This is a genomic window from Nisaea sp. (assembly GCF_040217065.1).
In the GTDB taxonomy this organism is placed as follows: domain Bacteria; phylum Pseudomonadota; class Alphaproteobacteria; order Thalassobaculales; family Thalassobaculaceae; genus Nisaea.
In genome coordinates, this window is sequence record NZ_JAVJNX010000005.1 from 125926 (window position 1) to 148887 (window position 22962).

General features: G+C 62.9%; 18 protein-coding genes. 8 read left to right on the top strand and 10 right to left on the bottom strand.

Annotated features, from left to right (window positions below; translation table 11 throughout):
- The first annotated feature begins 89 nt into the window (after nucleotides 1-89).
- The 4 genes from fliG to RH950_RS05315 all read left to right on the top strand — a co-directional run bounded on the left by fliG (nucleotide 90) and on the right by RH950_RS05315 (nucleotide 2596).
- Nucleotides 90-1112 (top strand): flagellar motor switch protein FliG, encoded by a 1023-nt coding sequence (gene fliG / locus RH950_RS05300; protein WP_350054438.1) that lies wholly within the window; start codon nucleotides 90-92, stop codon nucleotides 1110-1112.
- A 25-nt stretch (nucleotides 1113-1137) separates the two neighbouring features.
- Complete coding sequence (locus tag RH950_RS05305) at nucleotides 1138-1473, top strand: TraR/DksA family transcriptional regulator (protein ID WP_350054440.1); 336 nt, start codon at nucleotides 1138-1140, stop codon at nucleotides 1471-1473.
- 25 nt (nucleotides 1474-1498) lie between these two features.
- Nucleotides 1499-1804, top strand: a complete 306-nt coding sequence (locus RH950_RS05310; RefSeq protein ID WP_350054442.1) for a hypothetical protein — start codon at nucleotides 1499-1501, stop codon at nucleotides 1802-1804.
- A 180-nt stretch (nucleotides 1805-1984) separates the two neighbouring features.
- The gene (locus tag RH950_RS05315) at nucleotides 1985-2596 is read left to right on the top strand and encodes a pyridoxamine 5'-phosphate oxidase family protein (RefSeq protein WP_350054444.1); all 612 of its coding nucleotides are present in this window, start codon (nucleotides 1985-1987) and stop codon (nucleotides 2594-2596) included.
- Here the strand turns inward: RH950_RS05315 and RH950_RS05320 are convergent.
- On the bottom strand, nucleotides 2593-3507 hold the full coding sequence (locus RH950_RS05320) for a LysR family transcriptional regulator (protein WP_350054446.1): 915 nt from the start codon (nucleotides 3505-3507) through the stop codon (nucleotides 2593-2595). The genes RH950_RS05315 and RH950_RS05320 overlap by 4 nt on opposite strands.
- A gap of 156 nt (nucleotides 3508-3663) precedes the next feature.
- On the opposite strand from RH950_RS05320, the gene RH950_RS05325 reads away from it, so the two are divergent.
- Complete coding sequence (locus RH950_RS05325) at nucleotides 3664-7248, top strand: ABC transporter ATP-binding protein/permease (RefSeq protein WP_350054448.1); 3585 nt, start codon at nucleotides 3664-3666, stop codon at nucleotides 7246-7248.
- Nucleotides 7249-7349: 101 nt separating this feature from the next.
- Here RH950_RS05325 and RH950_RS05330 read toward each other — a convergent pair whose 3' ends face one another.
- Genes RH950_RS05330 through RH950_RS05340 form a run of 3 tightly spaced genes read right to left on the bottom strand, consistent with a single transcriptional unit; the run spans nucleotide 7350 to nucleotide 11241 of the window.
- Nucleotides 7350-8507, bottom strand: coding sequence for a M20 family metallopeptidase (locus RH950_RS05330; protein ID WP_350054450.1), 1158 nt, complete (start codon nucleotides 8505-8507; stop codon nucleotides 7350-7352).
- 20 nt (nucleotides 8508-8527) lie between these two features.
- Entirely contained in the window at nucleotides 8528-10354 is a 1827-nt protein-coding gene (locus RH950_RS05335; protein ID WP_350054452.1) for an adenylate/guanylate cyclase domain-containing protein, read from the bottom strand.
- On the bottom strand, nucleotides 10351-11241 hold the full coding sequence (locus RH950_RS05340) for a ferritin-like domain-containing protein (protein ID WP_350054454.1): 891 nt from the start codon (nucleotides 11239-11241) through the stop codon (nucleotides 10351-10353). Before RH950_RS05340 ends, RH950_RS05335 begins: the two co-directional genes overlap by 4 nt.
- A 99-nt stretch (nucleotides 11242-11340) precedes the next feature.
- Between RH950_RS05340 and hisI the strand changes: the two genes are divergently transcribed.
- Both hisI and RH950_RS05350 read left to right on the top strand, forming a co-directional pair.
- Nucleotides 11341-11790 carry a phosphoribosyl-AMP cyclohydrolase gene (hisI, locus tag RH950_RS05345; protein WP_350054456.1) on the top strand — a complete coding sequence of 150 codons (450 nt, stop codon included), beginning with the start codon at nucleotides 11341-11343 and terminating at the stop codon, nucleotides 11788-11790.
- Between the two features lie 4 nt (nucleotides 11791-11794).
- The gene (locus RH950_RS05350; RefSeq protein ID WP_350054458.1) at nucleotides 11795-12346 is read left to right on the top strand and encodes a cytidine deaminase; all 552 of its coding nucleotides are present in this window, start codon (nucleotides 11795-11797) and stop codon (nucleotides 12344-12346) included.
- Nucleotides 12347-12364: 18 nt separating this feature from the next.
- Here RH950_RS05350 and RH950_RS05355 read toward each other — a convergent pair whose 3' ends face one another.
- The gene (locus RH950_RS05355) at nucleotides 12365-13030 is read right to left on the bottom strand and encodes a TetR/AcrR family transcriptional regulator (protein WP_350054460.1); all 666 of its coding nucleotides are present in this window, start codon (nucleotides 13028-13030) and stop codon (nucleotides 12365-12367) included.
- A gap of 115 nt (nucleotides 13031-13145) precedes the next feature.
- On the opposite strand from RH950_RS05355, the gene RH950_RS05360 reads away from it, so the two are divergent.
- Nucleotides 13146-15182 carry an oxidoreductase gene (locus tag RH950_RS05360; RefSeq protein WP_350054462.1) on the top strand — a complete coding sequence of 679 codons (2037 nt, stop codon included), beginning with the start codon at nucleotides 13146-13148 and terminating at the stop codon, nucleotides 15180-15182.
- 10 nt (nucleotides 15183-15192) lie between these two features.
- On the opposite strand, the gene RH950_RS05365 is transcribed toward RH950_RS05360, so the two are convergent.
- The 5 genes from RH950_RS05365 to RH950_RS05385 all read right to left on the bottom strand — a co-directional run bounded on the left by RH950_RS05365 (nucleotide 15193) and on the right by RH950_RS05385 (nucleotide 22825).
- Nucleotides 15193-16035 (bottom strand): flagellin, encoded by an 843-nt coding sequence (locus tag RH950_RS05365; protein ID WP_350054464.1) that lies wholly within the window; start codon nucleotides 16033-16035, stop codon nucleotides 15193-15195.
- A 68-nt stretch (nucleotides 16036-16103) separates the two neighbouring features.
- The gene (gene bcp / locus RH950_RS05370; RefSeq protein ID WP_350054466.1) at nucleotides 16104-16565 is read right to left on the bottom strand and encodes a thioredoxin-dependent thiol peroxidase; all 462 of its coding nucleotides are present in this window, start codon (nucleotides 16563-16565) and stop codon (nucleotides 16104-16106) included.
- An 84-nt stretch (nucleotides 16566-16649) separates the two neighbouring features.
- Entirely contained in the window at nucleotides 16650-17810 is a 1161-nt protein-coding gene (locus tag RH950_RS05375; protein ID WP_350054468.1) for a calcium:cation antiporter, read from the bottom strand.
- 88 nt (nucleotides 17811-17898) lie between these two features.
- On the bottom strand, nucleotides 17899-19734 hold the full coding sequence (gene recQ / locus RH950_RS05380) for a DNA helicase RecQ (RefSeq protein ID WP_350054470.1): 1836 nt from the start codon (nucleotides 19732-19734) through the stop codon (nucleotides 17899-17901).
- Nucleotides 19735-19834: 100 nt separating this feature from the next.
- Entirely contained in the window at nucleotides 19835-22825 is a 2991-nt protein-coding gene (locus RH950_RS05385) for a bifunctional [glutamine synthetase] adenylyltransferase/[glutamine synthetase]-adenylyl-L-tyrosine phosphorylase (protein ID WP_350054472.1), read from the bottom strand.
- Between the last annotated feature and the right edge of the window lie 137 nt (nucleotides 22826-22962).

Genomic DNA, 22962 nt, shown 5'->3' on the forward strand with positions numbered 1-22962 from the left:
GGAAGTTGTTAGCCACTTCAGGCGCCCCGCAATTCGTGTTACGATTCACCAAATTTTCTTGACTAACGTCTTTTTTGGGGACGGCCACTATGGGAATGCGTGTCCGGGAGGATTATCGGGGCATAACCGGTCCGGAGAAGTCCGCAATCCTGCTGATGTCTCTTGGCGAGGAGCAGGCAGGAAAGCTGTTTGCCCTGCTCGATGATGAGGAGATCAAGGAAGTCTCCCAGGTCATGGCCGGGCTCGGCACGGTCAGTTCCAACGTCGTCGAGCGGCTGTTCGTCGAGTTCGCCGAGCAGGTCTCCTCCACCGGCTCCCTCGTCGGCTCGATGGATTCCACCGAGCGGCTGCTGACCAAGGTGCTCGGCGGCGACCGGGTCGGCGACATCATGGAGGAGATCCGGGGTCCGGCCGGCCGCACCATGTGGGACAAGCTCGCCAATGTGAACGAGCAGGTCCTGGCGAACTACCTGAAGAACGAGTATCCGCAGACCGTCGCCGTCATCCTCGGCAAGATTGGCCAGGCCCATGCGGGCAAGGTGTTGTCGATCCTGCCGGAAAACTTCGCCATGGAAGTGGTTATGCGCATGCTGCGCATGGATGCGGTGAACAAGGAAATCGAGAAGGACGTGGAGCGGGTGCTGCGCACCGAGTTCATGTCCAACCTGGCCCGCACCAACAGGCGCGACAGCCATGAAATGATGGCGGAGATCTTCAACCATCTGGACCGGGCGACCGAGTCCCGTTTCCTCTCGGCCCTTGAGGAACGGAACAAGGACAGCGCGGAGAAGATCCGCAGCCTGATGTTTACCTTCGAGGATCTGGCCCGGGTCGATCCGGCAGGGGTGCAGACATTGCTCCGCGCGGTCGACAAGGACAAGCTGACCATCGCCCTGAAGGGGGCGTCGGAGGAGCTGAAGGACCTGTTCTTCTCGAACATGTCGGAACGCGCGGCCAAGCTGCTGCGCGAGGACATGCAGTCTCTCGGCCCGATGCGGCTGAAGGATGTCGAGGATGCGCAGACCGCCATGGTCACGGCGGCCAAGGATCTCGCCGATCGCGGCGAGCTGGTGATCGGCGGTTCCGGCGGCGACGACCAGCTGGTCTACTGAGCCGGAGCCGGGCGCATGTGCAGCCATGGCGTTTGATTTCGATCATTTCCGGGGCCTGCTGCTTGCCCGGCGTATCGAATTGCAGGCAGTGATGGACTCTGCGTCGGGGGCGGCCAAGCCGGTCGAACTTGACCAGAGTCGGGTTGGGCGGCTTTCTCGTATGGACGCATTGCAGGGACAGGCCATGGCCAAGGAAACCGAACGCCGCCGCGGAATGGAATTGCAGCGCATTGCCTCCGCGCTTGCGCGGATCGAGGACGAGGATTTCGGCTATTGTGTCTCCTGCGGCGAGGAGATTCCCCTGAAGCGCCTGGAACTGGATCCCGCCATCACCACCTGCATTACCTGCGCCAGCAAATGATCCGGCTTATGGCGTGCCCGTTCGGTTGGCACTCAACGCCGCCGCCTGCAAGATCCTCGGCGGCGGCATCTTCACCGAGATCCGATCTCGCCTGCCGGGCGTACGTGTCGCGCACATCGAAGCGGGCCGCCATCAGCTCTGCAACCTGACTTGCGTGACGCCGATTAGCCCGATGCAGAGCGAGGTGTATCACGTAGTCTATTGGATAATGTCCTGGCTGACGCCCCTGAAGCCGCTTCTTGTACCGTTCGTGAAGCGCTTCCTCGGCCAGGACCGTGACGTGGCGATAAAGCAGCAGCGTGGCCTCGCCTTCAATCCGCGCTCATGCTGATCGACGATTCCGCTATTCAGGGGGAATGGTCTTTCCGGCTTAGAATCTTACGGCGTCTGGCGCAAGGACGGCGGTGCCTTCGATAATCCTGTCCGCGATACGGTCTTGCGCTGGCGCGGTTGACGTTCCGGCTGCAGCAACGCAGCATGCCAGCGCGAATTTTCAGTTTCGGAAGGTGTCATGGCAAAGATTGAAACGGTCGAGGCCCTGCGTAGCCTCTACAAGCCCGTGAGCGAACGGGCGGGCGCAAAGGATCTGCAGGCGCTGGATTTCTATTGTCGGCAGTTTATCGACCTGTCGCCGTTTCTGCTGCTGGCGACCCACAACGCGGACAACGAGGTTGATATTTCACCGCGCGGCGACGGCCCCGGTTTCGTGCTCATGCCGGACGACCTGACATTGCTTATCCCCGACAGACCGGGAAACAACAGGCTTGAGTCGCTTGCGAACATCATCTCGAATCCGACCGTATCAGTGATCTTTCTGGTGCCGGGTATTGACGAGACCCTGCGGGTCCGCGGTACGGCCGAAATCCTGCACGACGAAACGCTCCGCGCACGGTTCGAGATCAAGGGACGGCTCCCTGTCACCGTCATCCGGATCACGATCGATACCGCTTTCTATCATTGCGCCAAGGCCCTGATGCGCTCACGTCTCTGGGATCCGAAGGCGCAGGTCGAGCGCTCCGTCATGCCGTCTCTTGGCAAGATCCTCAAGGATCAGCTCAACCTGGCGGTTGAGGCCGAGACGCAGGACGAGATGGTGGAGCGGTACAAGGAGACCATGTACTAAACTGGCGTTTCCCCTTCTAGCGCCTTTTTCTGCATCTGAAACAGGCGCGCCAGCTCGTCCATCATGGCGCGGACCCGGGGCAGGGTCCGCAGGTCGCGATGCACCAGCATCCACTGGTCCGCGACCACATCGTCAAGAACCGGCGTTGCCCGGACCAGGTTCGCGTCGGCATCGCCGATGAAGCAGGGCAGGACGGTCACGCCGGCACCGGCACTGACCGCGAGATGCAGGCTGTTGCCATTATTGGCCCGCACCACCGGGCTGCGATTGCCCAGGAGCTGCCGGATCCAGGCCTGGCCCGGCATGTAATGATGCTCCTCGTCGAAGCCGATCCAGGGCAGATAGGCGAGCGAGCCGTTCAGCCTGTCCCCGTCATTACCGCCGCTGACCTGACCGACCATCTGCGGCGTGCCATAGACGGCATAATGGAATCGGCCGATCCGCCGGGTAATCAGATCAGCCGCATCCGGTACCACCTCGCGGATGGAAATATCCGCCTCGCGCCGGGAGAGGTTGGCCATCAGGTGGGTCACGTGCAGTTCGATCTCTATTTCCGGCAGCCGGTCGCGAAGCTTGGCGAGATGCTGGGCGAGGAAATGCATCATGTGTTCGCCGACGGAGATCCGCACCGTACCGCGTGCCGTGTCCGAAAGGCCGAGGCTGCGCCGTTCGATGGCCTGTGAGGCATCGTCCATCGCCTGCACGTCAGCGAGCAACTGTTCGGCGGCGGGGGTCAGGACATAGCCGTCCGGCAGCCGGTCGAACAGCCGGGCACCGATGGCATCCTCCAGCGACTTCACGCGCCGGGCCACGGTCGGGTGGCTCACATTCAGCGCCTTCGCGGCAGCCGTCAGGCTCCGCTCGCGCGCAAGGGTCAGGAACACCCGGTAATCGTCCCAATCGGTCAGCATGGCGGTACCTTAATGCGAGTGGCTTGCAAGAGGGTGGTACAAAATTGTTCGGTGCGATGCAAAATTTGTCCAGTCCCGGAATATTATCTTTCGGGTAATCTGATCCCGATTGGAATAACAGACCAGCCGGTCCGTGCCGCCTGAAGGGAAACCACCATGCATTTCGAAACCAGATTGTGGCAGTTCACCGAAGGGGTTCGCGGCCGGATTTCCTGGGCGATCCTGATCGGACTGCTCGGTGTCGGTCTCGGCGTCGCCCGGCTCGGCCTGCTGGGGTGGCTGATCGGCCGGATCTTCTCCGGCGATACCCTGGAAGATCTCTGGCCCTCCATTGCCGGGATTGCATTGGTGATGGTCGCCCGCGGCTGGGTCGAGCAATGGCGCAACATGGTGGCGCACGAAACGGCGGCCAAGGTGCAGGTCAGCCTGCGCCGGAAGGTCTATGACAAGCTCGCCAGCCTCGGGCCGGCCTATGTCGGGCGGGAACGGTCTGGCGCCATCACGCTGGCCCTGACCGATGCCGTGGACCGGCTGGAGGTCTATTTCGGCCAGTATCTGCCGCAGCTCGCGGTCTCCCTGCTGGCGCCGCTGCTGATTTTCGCCTTCGTGGCCTGGATCGACCTGCCGGTGGCGCTGGTCATGCTGGCTTTTGCGTTGCTGGCGGTGTTCGCGCCGGCGCTCTGGCACAGTTCGAACGAGCGCAGCGCCCGCCGCCGTCAGGAGGCCTACTCCTCCTTCGCCGCCGAGTTTCTGGATTCCCTGCAGGGCCTCGCCACCCTGAAGGCTTTCGGCCAGAGCAAGGCGCGTGGCGATACGCTGGAAGTGAAGGCACGGGAAGTGTTCCGCAGCACCATGTGGGTGTTGAGCGGCAATGTGCTTGCCCGCGGCATCACCGACAGCTCGATTGCCTGCGGTGCTGCCGCCGCGCTCGGACTCGGTGCATGGCGGGTAGCGGAAGGACAGCTGGAGCTCACCTCCCTGCTGGTCATCATGATGCTTGGCGTCGAGGTGTTCCGGCCCATGCGCGAGCTGCGAAACGTGCTGCATGAAGGCATGGTCGGGCTGTCCGCCGCGAAAGGCATCTACCGGGTGCTGGACGGCGAGCCGGACGTGGTGGATGCCGTGGCGTCCGATATTGCGCCACTGGAAGCGTCCATCATCTTCGAGGATGTCGGCTTTCATTATCCGGGAGCGCCGCGCACCGTGCATGACGGGCTCAGCTTTGCGGTAAAGCCGGGAGAGCGGATTGGCCTTGTCGGTCCGAGCGGTTGCGGCAAGAGTTCCGTCGTCCGTCTGTTGCTGCGTTTCTTCGATCCGACCGGGGGCCGTATCCTGCTTGGCGGCAAGCCTCTTGATACGTTGTCCTTCGAGCAGATCCGCTCGATGATCTCGGTGGTGAACCAGGACACGTTCCTGTTCCATGGCACGGTGGAGGAAAATATCCGCATGGGCCGGCCCGAGGCGGATCACGCCTCCGTGGTGTCAGCCGCACAGGCCGCCAACATCCATGATTTCATCGAAGGTCTGCCCGAGGGTTACCAGACGGTGATCGGCGAGCGCGGCATCAAGCTTTCCGGTGGTCAGCGCCAGCGCATGGCGATTGCCCGGGCCCTGTTGCGCGACACCCCGATCCTGATTCTCGACGAGGCATTGTCGGCGGTGGATGCGGAGAACGAGGCGGTCATCCAGGACGCCCTCAACCGGCTGATGAAGGGCCGCACCACGCTGGTATTGGCACACCGTCTTTCCAGCGTCATCGATTGCGACCGCATTCTGGTGCTGAACGAGGGCAAGGTGTCTGAGGAAGGTCCGCATGGCGCGCTGATGAAGGCCGGCGGGCTCTATGCCGGGCTGATGGCCGAGCAGGCCCGTGAGGCAGCCGCCGCCGACGAGGCGGAGCCGGTGGTGCGGGACGCGCCGGTGAAACCGGCCGCGGAAAGCCTTGCCGACGTTCCGGGCGGTGCCATACAGGCGCCGACCGAGGGTATCATCAAGGCCGAGGGGCTGACCTGGACGCAGGTTGTCACCGAACTGATGAAGGTCATCATGCCGTGGAAGGGCAAGCTGGTGCTGACCTTCCTGTTCGGCGTACTCCGGGTGCTCGGCTTCATCGGCGTCGGTGTGCTCAGCGCCTTTGTCGTGCTGGCCCTGAAGAACGGCACGGATTTCACGCCCTATCTCTGGGGGCTGGCGGTGGTGGCGCCGCTGTCCGGCGTGCTGCACTGGCTGGAATCCTGGCTCGCCCATGACATGGCGTTCCGGCTGCTGGCGGAGATGCGGATCGATACCTTCCGCAAGCTGGACGCGCTGGCCCCGGCCTATCTCGTCCGGCGGCGCACCGGCGATCTGATGACGCTGGTCACCCACGATATCGAGCTTGTGGAATATTTCTTCGCCCACACGGTGGCGCCGGCCTTCGTCGCCATTCTGGTGCCGGCCGGTGTGCTGATCTGGCTCGGCATGGAAGACCCGGTGCTGGCTTTGACATTGCTGCCGTTCCTGATTGCCGTGGGCCTCAGCCCGTTCCTGATGCGGGGCAGGGTCGACAGTCTCGGCTCGGAAGCCCGGGAAGCATCCGGCGAGCTTGGCGCCTTCGCGGTCGATAGCGTGCAGGGCCTTGGCGAGATCGTCGCCTTCCAGCAGGAAGGGCCGCGCGGGGACAAGCTGGATGCGCTCGGTCAGCGCCATATCGATCTGCGCCTGCCGTTCTTCCGGGAACTGACCGCACAGCAGAGCCTGCTCGAGGCGCTGACCGGTCTCGGCGGTCTGGCTGTGGTCGTCACCGGCGCCTGGCTGACAGCATCCGGCGTGGTCGAGGCAGGTGTGCTGCCGCTGCTGACCATCCTTGCCATGGCGGCCTTCCTGCCGGTGTCCGAAATTGCCCAGATCGGAAGGCAACTTGCCGATACGCTGGGCTCGACCCGGCGCGTCTATGCCCTGAATAACGAGCCGGTCCCGGTGACGGATGGCCCCGGTGCTCCGGCCCGGTCCGGGGCGGTGTCAATATCGCTGGAGGATGTCGACTTCCGCTATCCGGGACAGAATCGCCGGGCCATCCGGGACTTCAGCCTGAAGATCCCGGCCGGCAGGACGGTGGCGCTGGTCGGTACCTCCGGCGCGGGCAAGACGACGCTGGCCCAGATGCTGATGCGGTTCTGGGACCCTGATTCCGGCCGGGTGCTGATGGATGGCACGGACCTGAAGGGCTTCAAGTTGGATGATCTGCGTGGCCGGATCGCCCTGGTGGCGCAGGACACCTACCTGTTCAACGACACGCTCCGCGCCAACATCATGCTTGCCCGTCCCGATGCCAGTGAGGAGGACCTGCAGGCGGCAGTGCGCCATGCCTCACTCGGCGATCTGCTGGAAATGTTGCCGGACGGGCTCGATACAAGGGTCGGCGAACGCGGCACCAGCCTTTCGGGCGGTCAGCGCCAGAGGGTGGCGATTGCCCGGGCTTTCCTGAAGGACGCGCCGGTACTGATCCTGGACGAGGCAACCTCGCATCTCGATGCGGTGAACGAGCAGGCGGTCCGCGCGGCGCTGGACCGGCTGCAGAGCGACCGCACCACCATCGTCATCGCCCACCGGCTCTCGACCATCCGCAGCGCGGACATGATCGCGGTGCTGAGCGAGGGGGCACTGGTGGAAACAGGCAGCCATGAGGAGCTGGTGGCCAAGGGCGGGCTCTACGCCCAGCTGGTTTCACATCAGCTCGCCTCTGCGGTAGCGGCGGAGTAGAAAAATATTGTTTTCCCGGCCCCCGATCCGGGACCTTTCGAAGGAGCTTTATCGCTCCAAGGTCCCGGATCAAGTCCGGGAAAACGTATCTTTATCTATCTCTATTCCAGCGTTTCCAGCAGGCGGAACCACATTTTCGCGCGCGGTTCGAGGGAAGAGAAATAGATCTTCTCTTCCAGCGTATGCGCCCCTGCACCGTCGGCGCCGAGGCCGTCGAGGGTGGGGACACCGAGGCCGGCTGTGAAGTTGCCGTCGCTGCCGCCGCCGGTCGTGGTGGTGGCTTCAAGCTCCAGCCCGAATTCCGCCGCACAGGCTTTCGCATGTTCGAACAGTTTCATGCTGGCATCGGATGCCTCGAAGGGCGGGCGGTTCATGCCGCCGGTAACCTCGACGGTCACATCCGGATTCTGGGCCTTGAGGCCGAGGATCTTTGCCGTGAGCTCCTCGCCGTCTTCCTTTGTCAGGACCCGAAGGTCGATTTCAGCGACCACGTCGCGCGCAACCACATTGACGGCGGTGCCGCCGCTGATCATGCCCACATTGGTGGTCACGCCGCGCTCGTAATCCACCAGCGCGTCGATTGCCTTGATCTGGTTTGCCAGCTCGCTGACGGCGCTGCGGCCATCCTCGTGCTTGGCGCCGGCATGGGCAGGCCGACCGGTGATCTTCATCACGAAGCGGCCGACGCCCTTGCGGGAGACCACGACCTTGCCGCCATCGCGGGCCGGTTCGGTGACCAGCACGTATTTCGCCTTGCGGGCCTCTTCCTCGATGATTTCCTGGGAAACCGGGCTGCCGACCTCCTCCTCGGAAACGTAGAGAAACGTTACCGGCAGGTTGGTCTTGCGGCCGAGGCGCTGCAGGTGGCGATAGGCGTAATAGGGCAGGTAGGCGCCGGCTTTCATGTCGTAGATGCCGGGGCCGTAGACCTCGTCACCCTCGCGGCGGATCTTCAACGCGCCGTCCTTCACACCGATCGGGTGCACCGTGTCGATATGGCTGAGCACCAGGATGCCTTTTTCGCCTGTTGCATTTTCCGTGCGGGCCCGGATGATGTCGCCGTAACCGTCCCGGCCGGGGGTCCGCTCGATGGCGAGACCAAGGCCTTTGTAAAGTCCTTCGACCTTTGTCGCGACCCTGTTGACGGCGTCCTTGTCGGTGGTCGGGCTTTCCGCCTCGACCCAGTCAAGAATGCCTTCGAGGATTTCTTCGGGTTCGATCTTCGGGGTGTTCGATTGCTGGGCGGAGTCCGGGCTCATTGGTGCGCGGCCTTTCGTGGTTATTCTGGTTCTGACGCTGTGTCATCCGGCAGGAGTCGCCGAAATGTGACTGGCTCTTTGAACCCTCTTATAGCGCGGAGGTCCTGCTCCAGCCATTTCGAATTGAGAATTTCCGCTGCCGCCATATCGCTCGCAATGGCCTCGCTGATGACGATCTCGCCGGGACCGGCCTCGCCCTGCAGGCGGGCGGCCATATTGACGGTGCCACCGAAATAATCGAGCCGTCCGTTCATGGTAACGGCGATGCAGGGTCCGGCATGCAGGCCGAGCTTCAGACCGATCGGATTGCCGCGGTGCTCCCGGTTGAAATCAAGGATATGGGCACGGATCGCCAGGGCCGCCCGGACGCCGGATTCCGGTTCGGTGAAGGCGGCCATGACAGCGTCGCCGATGGTTTTCACGACGCCGCCATCATGGCCCCGGACGATCCGGGCAAGAAAATCGAAATGCTCCCGGACAATGCCGTAGGCAGGGGCATCGCCGATCTGTTCATAGAGTGCGGTGGAGCCGCTGAGATCCGTGAACATCAGGGTGATATGGGCAATGCCAACCTCGTCCCCGCCGCGCAACACGTCCTCGGCGAAGAGGTGGCGAAAAGCCTGCATCGAGGTGACCCGGTGGGCGGTCAGCGCGTCCTCGGCCCAGTCCCGGGCCTCGATGATGACCACCCGGTCCCGGTCGCTGCGGTTGATGAGGGTGACCATGTCCGGCGCTTCCGACAGCGCTTCCGGCTCGATGCCGTCTTCGGAGACCGCAATCACCGGGAAGTTTCCGTCGGAATGATCCACGATGCGTTCCGGCCCGGGTTCCAGAGTGCGGATGCGGTAGGAACCGGGTTCCATGGCGGCCTTGATGTATTCGCGTCCACCAGCCGGGACCCGCAGCTGCAGCCGGACATGCGGCGTCGACATCGGACCGAACAGGCAGAATTCCCCTTGGGTCACCTTGCGGATGCCCGCAGCGGGCTGGAAGGTGAGCTCGACATTGCGGGCGAAATCCCGGTCATAGCTGACATTGCAGGAGGCGCAGTGCGCGCCCTGGGGTAACTCGTCGAGCGCGGATTCCGACAGCTTTGCGCCCTTGCAGCGTGGGCAGAGCAGGTCCCAGCGGCTTTCCAGCAGGCCGTCCTTCACCGCTTGCAGACAGAGCTCAATGACATGGCGTTCCTTGGCGCCCCACAATCGGGCGAGGCGCAGCGGGCGGATATGCATCAGGTCGATTTCCTGTGCCGAGAGCAGCCAGTCGCCAAGCCGGCGCCCGAGGCCATGTCCGTAGCGGGAGGCTTCAAGCCGGGTGAGTGCACTCTCAAGGCGCTGGCTTTGGGCCGCGTCGAGTCTCACCGGCACGGTCGGGTAGGGCGTCGCGGTCTGATGTTTTGCCCATTCCTCGATCTGCTCGGAGACTCGTGTGAAGTCCCGGTCCGTTGCCGGAAAGATAACCCGGCGGGCGATCACGCCGCCGATCAGGTTCCGGGGTTCGATATCGATGCGATAATGAACGATACATCCGGCCCCGTCCGGGCCGTCCTCGAAGCGAACATGCACATAAAGCTGCTTCAGAGGGCCCTTGAGGAAGAGCCGGCGGTGCCGGAACCAGTGGCCGGCGGACCATTCCTGCGGGATGTCTTCCCAATGCAGGGTGACAAATCCGATATTGGCGGTGGCGTAGAACCGGACACTGCCATCCGGCTGCGGGTCCTCCCGGATCTCGTGCTTCGGCAGGCCGATGGATTCGTTGTAGCGCCGCGTATCTGCGAGGGCTTCCCAGACCTCTTCCCGGGAGGCGTCGAACCGGCGCACGAATTCGCGTGAAAGCACAGCGCTCACTGTTTGTCGCCTCCGGCACCGGTCTTTTGCGAGGCCAGGAATTCCTCGCCGAGCGGGACGTAGAAGGCGGCTGCGAAGCCGGCCAGCTCGCGCGCAGGGATATTGAAGGGCGGCTTCACGCCGCCGCGGAAATGTTTACGCACCAGATGCTGCCACGTCTCGATCCGGGGTTTGCCTTGGCGATCGCAGACATGGTCGAACCAGCGTTTGCCGACAGCGACATGGGTGATCTCGTCATCGAAGATGATCTGCAGGATTTCCGCGCTCGGCCCGTCCCCGACTTCGCGCATCTTGGTGATCATCGCCGGGGTGACGTCGAGGCCCCGCGCCTCCAGCACCAGCGGCACGATGGAAAGCCGGGCCAGCAGATCATGTGCGGTTTCCGTCGCCGCGCCCCACAGCCCGTCATGGGCGTTCAGGGCGCCGTAATGGGAGCCGAGTTCCTCCAGCCGGTCGGCAATCAGCAGAAAATGTTTCGACTCGTCATCCGCAACCTTCATCCAGTCGATATAGAAATCCTGCGGGAGATCGTGGCCGGTATAGCGGGCGATGATGTCCCAGGAGAGATCGATGGCATTCAGCTCGATATGGCCCAGCGCGTGCAGCAGCGCGATCCGGCCGGCCGGGGCCGCCGTGATCCTGCGCTTCGGCACCTCGCGCGGCGGGCGCAGGGCAGGCAGGGGCGGGCGTGCCGGGCGGTCCGGCGGTACTGCTGTGCCGATATCGCTGACAGTTCCGTCTTTCCAGGCGGAGACGACCGCGCGGCCGAGTGTGGCCTTCCGCCGTGTATCGCCGGTCTCAAGCACGGCGACGGCGGCTTCGGCCAAAGACTGGAACTGTTTCTCGCGAGGCATGCCGGTCCGGTCACTTTCAACATCCAATTCCATGGTTGTACGCGTCCCGTGCCCGATCGGTCCACTTTTGGCGGCATTGCAGGCAGGCGGGGCGGGGGCCTATAACCGGATCTTGATTGCGGAGCGGTGACCATGACAGCGACTACCCTGTTTTCAGAGCGCGGCGGCAAGGCGGAGCTTGAGGAAGGCGCGACCTTCCAGCCGAAATTCGATGCGGACGGCCTGATCCCCTGCATCACCCAGCATGCGGAGACCGGCGAGGTCCTGATGTTCGCCTTCATGAACCGGGAGGCGCTGGCGAAAACGCTGGAGCTGGGCGAGGCGGTCTACTGGAGCCGGTCCCGGGCCGAGATCTGGCACAAGGGCGCGACAAGCGGGCATGTGCAGAAATTGGTCGAGCTCCGGGTCGACTGCGATCAGGACGTGGTGCTGCTGCGGGTGCTGTCCGGTCCGGCCTGCCATGTCGGCTATGACAGCTGCTTCTACCGGGCCGCCCGGATCGAGGATGGCAAGGCCGTGCTCGATGTGATCAAGGAGGGCAAGGCGTACGACCCGGAAGCCGTCTACGGAAAGAAGCACTAAGCCGATGGCGGAGATCGAAATCCTCCTGCCCGCGATAGAGGCCGCCGATAGTGTGCTGGAAACGGACGCGGGGCGGTTTCGCATCGCCGGTCAGCACATTCCGGAGAAACGCGTGATGGCGGATCCGGCAGTCCTGCGCGATCTGGTGAAGAGCGCGCGGGCAGCGGCAAGGAACGCGCATGTGCCCTATTCGCATTTCCATGTCGGGGCGGCTGTCATCATGGCGGACGATCCGTCGGGAGCGGTTATCACCGGCGCGAATATCGAGAATGCCTCCTACGGCGCCACGATCTGCGGTGAGCGCAACGCGCTGCATGCCGCCGCCGCCAAAGGCTTCCGGCGGATCAAGTTTCTCGCCCTCTCCACGGCCGACAGTCTCGACGGCCCGCTCCCCGACCGTTCCCCCTGCGGAATTTGCCGGCAGGTGATGCGGGAATTCATCGACCGGGAGGAGGCGCAGGACGCCGCCCTGATCCTGGTGGACACGGGCGACGCGGAGTTCACCGCCGACATTCTCGATATCGACCGGCTCTTGCCTTACGGCTTCCGGCTCTGATGATAGCGTAATGCACGGTTAACAGGGTATTGCACCCGTTGGCGGCTGAAATCCATGCCGGGCGTGAAAGCGGGCCAGCTCACTTTGCGTCGGCGGCTGGCCGCAAAAGGTCTTCACATAGGCGGGTATCCGCTCCATGCGGAGGGCGAGCGGCTCCTCAATCTGCATCGAGATATAGCCGATCTGGACGAGATAGATGGTCCGGGCGCGAACATCCGCCTCACCCGGATCGAAACCGAAGCGCTCGAAGACCGAGCGGATCGCGGCAAGCCTGACCTCGTCTGCGGCGGCGACACGGACCATCACTGCGCTGGACTGATGGGCCCAGCCCCGGATGGCGAAATCGAAGCGGGGCTCGAATCGTTCTTCGTCCAGGAAGACGCTGATGATGTTCAGCATCGCTTCAGCAACATTGTCCGCATAGGCCTCGCACGCGGAGACGATGCCGCCGGTATTCTTCACCTCCCATTCTTCGAGAAGGGCCGCGAGGATGGCCGCCCGGTCCCTGAAGAACCAATAGAAGCTGGTGCGCGACAGGTTCAGCCGGGTGGCCAGTGGCTGGATCTTCACGGCATCGATGCCGTTCTCCAGGAAAGCCGCTTTTGCCGCCTCAAGCCAGATTTCCCGCGATCCGCGCCAGCCCGTATTTTTCGGCTCGTTGTCTTGGGAGGTATCAATTTCCATGGCGGCAAGTCTAGCGGCTGGATCACACAGGTTCCAGTGAAATGGACAGAGATGAACTTAAACTTGACATAAGTGAACATTTTGCCGGAGCATTCTGGAAACGCAGGAGGCTCTCATGTCCGTCGACCCGCTTTTCCAGCCTTACACCCTGAAACATCTGACGCTGAAAAACCGGCTGATGATCACCTCGCATGAGCCGGCCTATCCCGAGGACGGGATGCCGAAGGACCGGTACCGGGCCTATCATGTGGAGCGGGCAAAGGCCGGGGTGGCGCTGACGATGACGGCGGGCTCTGCTTCGGTCTCGCGGGACAGCCCGCCGGTGTTCAACAACATCCTGGCCTGGAAGGACGAGGTCGTCGGCTGGATGCGGGCGTTGACGGACGAGTGTCACGATCATGGCTGCGCGGTGATGATCCAGCTGACCCATCTCGGCCGCCGCACCCGCTGGGACAAGGCCGACTGGCTGCCTGTCGTCTCGGCCAGTCATGAGCGCGAGCCTTCGCACAAGGCATTTCCGAAGAAGGTCGAGGACTGGGATGTCGCCCGGATCATCGAGGATTATGTCGACGCTGCCGAACGGATGCAGCAGGCCGGTGTCGACGGGATCGAGCTCGAGTCCTACGGCCATTTCATGGATCAGTTCTGGTCCCCGCTGACCAACACCCTCGACGGCCCCTATGGCGGCAGTCTGGACAATCGTTTGCGCTTCGCCTTCGACACGCTGCGGGCGATCCGCAAGAGAGTCGGCGATGATTTCATCGTGGGCATCCGCTATTCGGGCGACGAATGCCTGCCGGGCGGGCTGACCAGGGACGACGGGATGGAGATCTCACGCCGCCTGAAGGATAGCGGGCTGGTGGATTTCCTCAATGTCGTGCGGGGGCATATCGATACGGATGCAGCCCTGACCGACCTGATCCCGGTGCAGGGCATGAAAAGCGCGCCGCATCTCGATTTCGCGGGGGAAATCCGGGCGGAGACGAAGTTCCCGACATTCCACGCCTCGAAGATCCAGGATGTCGCGACGGCGCGCCATGCGATCGCCAGCGGCAAGCTCGACATGGTCGGCATGACCCGTGCCCATATGGCCGACCCGCATATCGTCGCCAAGATCCTGCGCGGGGAGGAGGACCGTATCCGCCCGTGCGTCGGAGCGAATTACTGTCTCGACCGAATCTATCAGGGCGGCATGGCGCTCTGCCTGCATAACCCGGCGACGGGGCGGGAACTGGAACAGCCGCACGATATTCCGAAAGCGGACAAAACCCGCCGCATTGTCGTGATCGGAGCTGGTCCGGCCGGACTGGAGGCCGCGCGTGTCGCGGCCGCCCGGGGGCATGAGGTGATCGTGCATGAAGCGGCGAACGATCCGGGAGGGCAGGTTCGCCTTACCGCGCTGACACCACGGCGGCAGGAGATGATCTCGCTGATCGACTGGCGTTTCCAGGAATGCTCCCGAATGGGTGTGGCCTTTCATTTCAATAGCTTCGCCGATGAGGCGATGGTGCGCGCCGAAAACCCGGATGCGGTGATCGTGGCGACCGGCGGGCTGCCCCATACGGATATCCTGGGGGAGGGTAACGAATTGGTGGTCTCGGCCTGGGATATCCTGTCCGGAGATGTTCAGCCGGGCCTGAACGTTCTGATTTACGATGATGCCGGCGACTATGCGGGGCTTCAGGCCGCCGAGAAGATCGCCGCGACTGGGGCGAAGACCGAGATCATGACCCGGGACCGGAGCTTCGCGTCCGAGGTCATGGCGATGTCCCTGACACCGTCGATGCGGGAGCTGCAGAAGCAGGATGTGACCTTCACCGTGACCTGGCGCCTGGACGCGGTGCGGCGCGAGGGTAACGGGCTGCTGGCCATGGTCGGCAGCGATTATGGCGGGGTCACGCGGGAACGGCAGGTCGATCAGGTTGTCGTCAATCACGGCACCCGTCCGCATGATGACATTTATTTCGATCTCCGTCCGGGCTCCAGCAATCTTGGAGAGGTGGATTACCAGTCTCTTATCGATGGCCGGCCCCAGGATGTCATTCGAAATGCTGCAGGCAGCTTTCAGCTATTCCGTATCGGCGACGCCGTGGCGGCGCGGAATACCCACGCGGCGATCTATGATGCATTGCGCCTTGTGAAGGTGCTGTAGGGCGTGCGTTTTACTGGAACAGGCCGAGTAAAGTCTGCGGGCGCTGGTTGGCGAGGCCAAGGGTCTGGACGGCAAGCTGTTCCTGTACCTGGAAAGCAGTCAGCCGGGCGCTCTCGCGGGCCATGTTCGCGTCGACGATATTGCCCAGGCCTTCCTCAACCGCGTCGCGCTGGCTTTCCAGGAACTCGGTCTGCAGATTGAGGGCACGCATATCGGCGCCGAGCTCACCGAGAGCAGTGCCGATATTGGTCATTTCCGTTTCCCAGACGCCCAGCGCGGTGAGGGCATTTGCCGAGCTGCTGATATCCTCATTGTTGAGGCGGGCGTAGCTCACATCGAGGCGCTGGCCCCGGACCGTCAGGGTGCCGCCATTGACATTCGAGAGAACGTTGATGTCGTTCACGGTGCCGACAGCGAGGTTGAAGGGGATCGCCACCTCAATCAGGATATTCTCGCCGTTGAAGGTCGAGTTCTCCAGGATTTGCCGGAACTGCGCGACCATTTCCGCATAATCGTTCTGAAGAATCTGCTGCTGTTGGGCGGTATTGCCCGGATTGGCGCCTTCGGTGATCTTCGCGCGGATGTCGGCCATCAGTTCGGAGACGGCGGTCGCCCCGGCAATACCGACTGTGGCGACGCCCTTGGCGTTGTTCAGCCCCGTGATGACGGCATCGATTGCTCGGATCTCGGTCCTGACACCCTGCGCAATGGTAAAGTTCGACGCGTCCTCGACGGCACCTGTTACGCGCAGTCCGGTGGAGACATGGTTCTGCACCATGTCCTTGGAGCGCTGGATGAACGACAGGTTTCTGAGTGCCGTCATCGCGGGTGGGTTTGTGAGCACCGAGTTCATGGTGCATAAACAAGCAAGAGTTGTGCCGGAGAATATTCCCCGGATTAGACCCGGTGAGATTTTGCGGATTAGAGAGCTTTGACCGCCGCCAGCACCGCGTCGGCATGTCCAGGCACCTTCACCTTGCGCCAGACATCGCGCACGATACCGTCTCCGTCGATCAGGAAGGTCGCCCGCTCGATACCCATGTATTTCCTGCCATACATGTTCTTTTCGACCCAGACGCCGAACCGCTCGCAGATATCGCTCTCCTCGTCGGAGGCAAGCGTGAAGGGCAGGTCGTACTTGGCCTTGAACTTGTCATGCTTGGCGACCGGGTCCTTAGAAACACCGATGATCACGGCATCGATGCCGGAAAAATCAGGCATGGCGTCGCGGAATGCGCAGGCTTCCTTGGTACAGCCGGGCGTGTCGTCCTTCGGATAGAAGTAGACCACCACTTTCCTGCCCTTGAGGTCCGCGAGCGAGACGGTACCGCCGCCGTCTGTTGCCATGCTGAAATCAGGTGCCTTGTCGCCGACATCGACCATTGAAGCGTCTCCAGGAAATGGGAAATTACGAGGTTGTTGAGTTAACTGGCGCAGCGAACGCCATGGTCAAGCCGGGGTGCTCGATCATGGGCTGAAGATCAGCATCAGATAGGCGAAGAACAGAACCAGATGCACCGCTCCCTGGAGCACGCTGGTGCGGATGCCGCCGAATGTCATGCTGCTCATGAGCAAGGTGAGAAACAGCATCACCATGGAGGTATCATCGAGGCCGAGGGTGATCGGCTGCGCGATGACAAGGCTGATGGCGAGTGCTGCCGGTACGGTCAGGCCGATGGTCGAGAGGGCCGCGCCGAGCAGCAGGTTTACCGACCGTTGCAGCCGGTTTGCCCGTGCGGCCCGAAGGGCGGCGAGGCCTTCCGGCATCAATACCAGCAGCGCGATGATGACGCCGCCGATGGCCGGAGGGGCGGCAACCTCGACGATTCCGAAATCGACGATCTTGGCCAGTCTTTCCGCCAGCAGAATGATGGGGATCAGTGTCAGGATCAGAAATGCCGCGTGGAAGCCGGCTGTCGGCTTTCGCTCCAGAACCTGGTCCGGATGGAATGCATCCGCTGCGGCCTCTCCATCGCCCGAGACTTCCGGTTCCTCGAAGAATGTCCGGTGCCGGGTGGTCTGGATGCCGAGGAAAACGGCATAGAGCAGGACGGTGACGCAGGCAAAGAACGCTGCCTGATATGGGTCGAAGGTCGGGTTCGGCGTCGATGTCGTGAAGTTCGGCAGCACCAGGGCGAAGACGGCGAGAGGCAGCAGGACGGCGATGAAGGCGCGGGCCCCGGGCAGGTTGTAATCCTGTTGCCCGTGGCGCAGGCCGCCGAGTAGCAGGGATGCGCCCGCCAGCCCGTTCAGGACCATCATCAGCACCGCGAACATGGTATCGCGGGCCAGCGTCGGCGCCGCCTCTCCGGTCAGCATGACGGCGGCGATCAGCGCCACCTCGATGCCGACGACAGCCAGTGTCAGGACCAGTGTGCCATAGGGTTCGCCCAGGGCTTCTGCCAGCCGGTCCGCGTGCCGGACGACACCGAAAGCCCCCCAGAGCATGGCGCCGAACAGCCACGCGAACATCAGGCCGGCCATCACCGGATCCTGCAGGTCGCCGATCAGGCGATCGGCGCCGAGCTCGAAGGCTGCAAACGTGGAGGCTCCCGCCACGAGAGGCAGAACATATTTCAGGATATGTGTGAAAACGCGCGATGCTCTTTCGGACGCAGTGGCGGGCACTCAGGCACTCCGTAGACCGGGGAGGTGAACCGACCTCTCTAGATAGCAGGCCGCAGGGCCGAAATCCAAACGGAGACCTGCCGCCGGATCAGGTTTTGTCCTGCTTCAGGATCAGGTCGATGAAGGGGGCGGCGAACTTCTCCAGTTTCGCCTGGCCAACACCATGAACCGAGGCGAAACTTTCCTTGCAGGTCGGGCGTTTGGCGGCCATGTCCGCCAGGCTGCGGTCGGTGAAGACCACATAGGCCGGCACGTTGCCTTCCCGGGCGATTTCCGAGCGGAGCTGCTTCAGGGCCTTGAACAGTTTCAACTCCGGGTCGCTCATGGTCTCGGTCGGAACGCCGGTGGAGCGGGCGGTCTTGCTCTGGCGCTCGCGGCGCAGGCTGTCGCGGCGATAGCGGAAGGGCAACTCGCCACGCAGCAGAGCCTCACCCTTGTCGCTGACGGACAGACCGCCGAAGCCTTGTATATCAAGGGTCAGGAACCCGTTGGCGACGAGCTGGCGGATCAGTGATTGCCAGTCCTTCGCGTTGTGCGCGGTGCCGCTGCCATAGGTCGCGACCTTGTCATGACCGAATTTCCGGATGCGCTCCGTATTACCGCCGCGCAACACGTCGACGATATGCACGGTACCGAAGCGCTGGCCCGTGGCCTGGATGGTTTTCAGCGCCAGAACGGCTTCCTCGCTGCCGTCCACAAGATCCATCGGCTCCAGGCAGGCATCGCAATTGCCGCAGGGTTCGGATTCCTCGCCGAAATAGCGCAGCAGGGACTGGCGCCGGCATTCCGCCGCCTCGCAATAGGCGATCAGCGCGTCGAGCCGCTTGTGCTCGCGCCGCCGCCTGTCTCCGTCCTCGTGCTCCTGGTCGATGAACATCCGCCGCATGCGGATATCGTCGAGGCCGTAGAGCATCAGGGCGCGTGCGGGCGCGCCATCGCGTCCGGCGCGGCCGAATTCCTGATAATAGGCCTCGACGCTGCCCGGCATGTCCGTATGCAGCACGAAGCGCACGTCCGGCTTGTCGATTCCCATGCCGAAAGCAATGGTGGCGACCATAATGACGCCGCTGTCGGACATGAAGATGTCCTGGTTGCGGTCCCGTTCCTCCTTGGCCAGTCCGGCATGGTAGGGCAGGGCGTTGAGGCCCTTTTCCCGCAGGAAGGTAGCGGTCTCCTCGGTTTTCTTCCGGGACAGGCAATAGATCACGCCGCTTTCGCCCTCGTGCAGTCCAATGAAATCCAGCACCTGGCGTTTCCAGTCGGAGCGCAGTGTGACGTCGAGCCGGATATTCGGCCGGTCGAAGCCATGCACGAACATTTCCGCATCGCTGCGAAACAGCTTTTCGGCGATATCGAGGCGGGTAACCTGATCTGCGGTGGCTGTGAAAGCGGCGATCGGCACGTTCGGGAAAATGTCCCGCAGCCGGGCGAGAGCGTCATATTCCGGGCGGAAGGAGGCACCCCATTGCGAGATGCAATGCGCCTCGTCGACCACCAGGAAGGAAAGTGGCAACTTGCCGATGGCGCTCAGCATCCGCTCCGTCATCAGCCGTTCCGGCGAGAGATAGAGCAGGTCGATTTCGCCGGCGGCGACACTGCGCCAGATCGCGACATTTTCTGCCCGGTCTTTTGCCGAATTGATGGTCGCGGCGCGCACACCCGCCAGCTTAAGGGCAGCGACCTGATCCTGCATCAGGGCGACCAGCGGCGAGACCACGACGGTCAGGCCGCCGCGCACCAGGGCCGGGAGCTGAAAACAGAGCGACTTTCCCGAGCCTGTCGGCATCACCGCGAGCGCGTTCCGTCCGCTCAGAATCGCGTCGACCACCACTTCCTGGCCCGGCCGGAAACCGTCGAACCCGAATATGCCTTTCAGAACGCGGTATTTCTCGCTCTCAGGGTCCGGGCGAACGGCATGCATCATCGGGAAAAAGGTCCAAGTCTGGTGGGTCTGCGCATCATTGGCGCCAAGATCTTGTGATCTTGGTACAGGAGGACAGTCGGGCCCGCAACCATGTCCCGGCTTACTTTGGCGCGGTCGGTTCCGTCGCGGGAAGTGCCGCCGCCGGTTCCACGATCAGGCTGTTGAAAGTACTGCGTACCTCGCTGCCGCGTTTCTCGATGATCCTGTCGAGGTCTTCGAAAACATCGACGCCCGCAACTTTCGCCAGCCGCGCCTTGAGAGCCTCTGGGGCCGTCTCTGGATCGAATTTTTCGTCCACGGTGAGGCGCAGGATCCACTGGATCGCCCGCCACAACCGGGTCGTCGCGGACAACCGGTCGGCCAGGTCGGACGTCATCAGCTTTTTCGCGGCCAGCCGCTCGAACAGGTCCGCCGTATTGCCGGTGATCAGATCCGGATGATCCCCGCAATGCTTCAGCAACAGATATTGCGCCATGAATTCCAGATCCACCAGCCCGCCTCTCCAGTGTTTGATCTGCCAATGGGAGGTGCTGGCATGTTCCTTGGCGATCCGCTCCCGCATGACGGCGACCTCGCGCAACAGACTGTCCGGATCGCGGGGGGCGCAGAGCAGTTCCTTGAATAGGGCATCGAGTTTTTTGGCCAGGGCGGGAGACGCGGCAATGACCCTGGCTCTGGACATCGCCATCCGCTCCCATGTCCAGGCCTGCTCGCGGTGGTACTTCGCGAAGCCCTCGAAGTTCGGCACCATGGTGCCCTTGTTGCCGTTCGGGCGAAGTCTCATGTCGACCTCGAACAGTCCGCCCTCGGCGGTCTGCGCCGTCAGGGCCGCCAGCAACCGCTGGCCAAGCCGCGTGAAATAGGTGCTGGCATGCAGCGGCTTCTGCCCGTCCGACTCGGCATCGAAGGGGGCGTCATAGAGAAAAACCAGATCGAGGTCGGAGCCGGCCGATATTTCCCGCGCGCCGAGCTTGCCGTAGGCGATGACGGCAAGCGCCGGCAGCGGGCAATCGGGGATTCGTCCATGCAGCTTCGCGAACTCGGCCTCGACCCTGGGCAGCAACACGGATATGCCGGCATCGACGATGTCGGAGAGGCAGATGGCGGCGCGGGAGGCCGGAACCCGCCCCTGCATGACCTGGATGCCGACAAGGAAGCGCTGGTCATTGATCCAGCGCCGGGCAATGTCGAGAACGTCCTCGTAATAGCGCGCCTGCTCCAGATCGCGCTCCAACTCCGCCTCAAGGTTGGCTCTGTCGCCCAGGCGTGTGGAGGGGTCATGGGTCAGCACGCCTTCGAACAGCGAGGGATGCAGACCGAGCTGACGGGCCAGTGACGGTGCCATGCCCATGATGTCGGCCAGCATGTTCAGCAGGGGGGGATTTGCCTGGAAAAGGGAGAACAGCTGGACGCCGGCGGGCAGGCCTTCCAGGAACCGGTCGAACCGCTTGAAGGCCTCGTCCGGTTCTGGCGCCTGTCCGAAGGAAGACAACAGCGCCGGGGCGATCTCCGTCAGGATCTGCCGCGACCGTTCGCTGCGCGTCGCCCGGTAGCGGCCGTGGTGCCAGGCCCGGATCCGGGTGGCGACGGAATCAGGATCTCCAAATCCCATGCCCCGCAACGTTTTCAAGGTCTCGGGATCGTTTTCGACCCCGGTAAAGACGAGGCTGCCCTCGATCTCGTCGCCGGAAGAAAGCGGCGCGCTTTCCTCGAACAGATGGCCATAGTGATAGGCGACGGTGGAGAGCTGATGGATCAACTCGCGGCGGAACCGGTCCGTATCGGCGATGCCGAGGAAACCGGAAATGCGGGCCAGTCCGTCGGTCGTCTCGGGCAGGGAGTGGGTCTGCGCGTCATTTACCATCTGCAGACGGTGTTCGACCGTGCGCAGGAAGCGATAGGCTTCCATCATTGCCTTGGCCACGTCCTGCTTCACGCGGCCGAGCTGGACGAGCGCCTCCATGCCCTCGCTGGTTTTCATGCCGCGCAGGCGGGCGTCGCGGCCGCCCCAGATCAACTGCTGGGTTTGTACGAAGAACTCGATCTCGCGAATACCGCCGCGGCCGAGCTTCACATTATGTCCCTCGACATTGATTTTGGTGCCGCCCTTGTGGGCCGCGATCTGCCGCTTGATCGAGTGGATGTCCTCGATGGCCGCGAAATCCAGATGCTTGCGCCAGACGAAGGGCCGTATCCGGGTCATGAAATCTGCCGCCGCGTTCTTGTCGGAGCCGATGGCGCGGGCTTTGATCAGCGCGGCACGTTCCCAGTTCTGGCCCTGGCTTTCGTAATAGATCTCCGCAGCGGCGGTGGAGACGGCGAGGGGCATGGCGCTCGCGTCGGGGCGCAGCCGCAGGTCCGTGCGAAAAACATATCCATCAGCCGTTCGCTCTTCGAGAAGCCTGACAACCAGCCGGGTCATGCTCACAAAATGCTTCTGCAGTTCCTCGACATCCCGATAGCGGGGGATTTCGTTGTCGAAGAACACGATCAGGTCGATGTCGCTTGAATAGTTCAGCTCGCGCGCACCGAGCTTGCCCATGCCGAGACAGATCAGGCCGGACCCGTCGAGAATGTCGTCTCCCTCGCTGGCCGGGAGGCGCCCGGCGCTGATTTCCTGCTGAAGGGCATGACGCCAGGAGGCGGCAATGGCGATGTCGGCAAGGTCGCTCAGGGCGCCGGTTACCCTTTCGAGTGGCCAGGCCCGGGTGATGTCGGCAATGGCTGTGGTCAGCGAATAGTGGCGTTTCAGGACGCGCAACGCGGTCATCAGTTCGGGCGTTTTCAGACTTGCCGGGTCGAGGGCGGCGGCATCCTGCAGCAGACGGGTTTCGGTTTGGTCCGGGCCGTCTTCGAGCAGGGAAACGGCGAATTCGATATCCCGGATCATCAGCTGGGTCAGATAGGGGCTGTTTGCAAAGAGTCCTTGCAACAGACGTCTGCCGTTCCGATGTCCCGCTATGGACCCTGCCCGGTCGGCAAGGACCTGGTCGGAAAGCACGCCGGGCTGTTCCTGCCAACGTTCAAGGCCGACGCGGGCCGCTTCGCTATCCGTGATTTCCGGAAAATGCTCTATTTGGTCCAGAAACACCGAAACCCCCAGCCTGATTAAATTTGGTGAAGGGTGCGCACGGTCAGAGCGAACGTCAACCGGACAGGCGGCCGGATCACCTCATACCCGGTGATTTGCCGTCTTTAGCGTCGCCAGTCGGCATACCCTATGATAAG

What these genes read in the sequence shown, in the direction of transcription:
- RH950_RS05340 (WP_350054454.1), bottom strand. Translation starts at nt 11,241, where the DNA reads ATGGAATTGGATGTTGAAAGTGACCGGACCGGCATGCCTCGCGAGAAA.
- RH950_RS05350 (WP_350054458.1), top strand. Translation starts at nt 11,795, where the DNA reads ATGGCGGAGATCGAAATCCTCCTGCCCGCGATAGAGGCCGCCGATAGT.
- RH950_RS05315 (WP_350054444.1), top strand. Translation starts at nt 1,985, where the DNA reads ATGGCAAAGATTGAAACGGTCGAGGCCCTGCGTAGCCTCTACAAGCCC.
- recQ (WP_350054470.1), bottom strand. Translation starts at nt 19,734, where the DNA reads ATGATGCATGCCGTTCGCCCGGACCCTGAGAGCGAGAAATACCGCGTT.
- bcp (WP_350054466.1), bottom strand. Translation starts at nt 16,565, where the DNA reads ATGGTCGATGTCGGCGACAAGGCACCTGATTTCAGCATGGCAACAGAC.
- RH950_RS05365 (WP_350054464.1), bottom strand. Translation starts at nt 16,035, where the DNA reads ATGAACTCGGTGCTCACAAACCCACCCGCGATGACGGCACTCAGAAAC.
- RH950_RS05320 (WP_350054446.1), bottom strand. Translation starts at nt 3,507, where the DNA reads ATGCTGACCGATTGGGACGATTACCGGGTGTTCCTGACCCTTGCGCGC.
- RH950_RS05305 (WP_350054440.1), top strand. Translation starts at nt 1,138, where the DNA reads ATGGCGTTTGATTTCGATCATTTCCGGGGCCTGCTGCTTGCCCGGCGT.
- RH950_RS05360 (WP_350054462.1), top strand. Translation starts at nt 13,146, where the DNA reads ATGTCCGTCGACCCGCTTTTCCAGCCTTACACCCTGAAACATCTGACG.
- RH950_RS05355 (WP_350054460.1), bottom strand. Translation starts at nt 13,030, where the DNA reads ATGGAAATTGATACCTCCCAAGACAACGAGCCGAAAAATACGGGCTGG.
- fliG (WP_350054438.1), top strand. Translation starts at nt 90, where the DNA reads ATGGGAATGCGTGTCCGGGAGGATTATCGGGGCATAACCGGTCCGGAG.
- RH950_RS05330 (WP_350054450.1), bottom strand. Translation starts at nt 8,507, where the DNA reads ATGAGCCCGGACTCCGCCCAGCAATCGAACACCCCGAAGATCGAACCC.
- hisI (WP_350054456.1), top strand. Translation starts at nt 11,341, where the DNA reads ATGACAGCGACTACCCTGTTTTCAGAGCGCGGCGGCAAGGCGGAGCTT.
- RH950_RS05325 (WP_350054448.1), top strand. Translation starts at nt 3,664, where the DNA reads ATGCATTTCGAAACCAGATTGTGGCAGTTCACCGAAGGGGTTCGCGGC.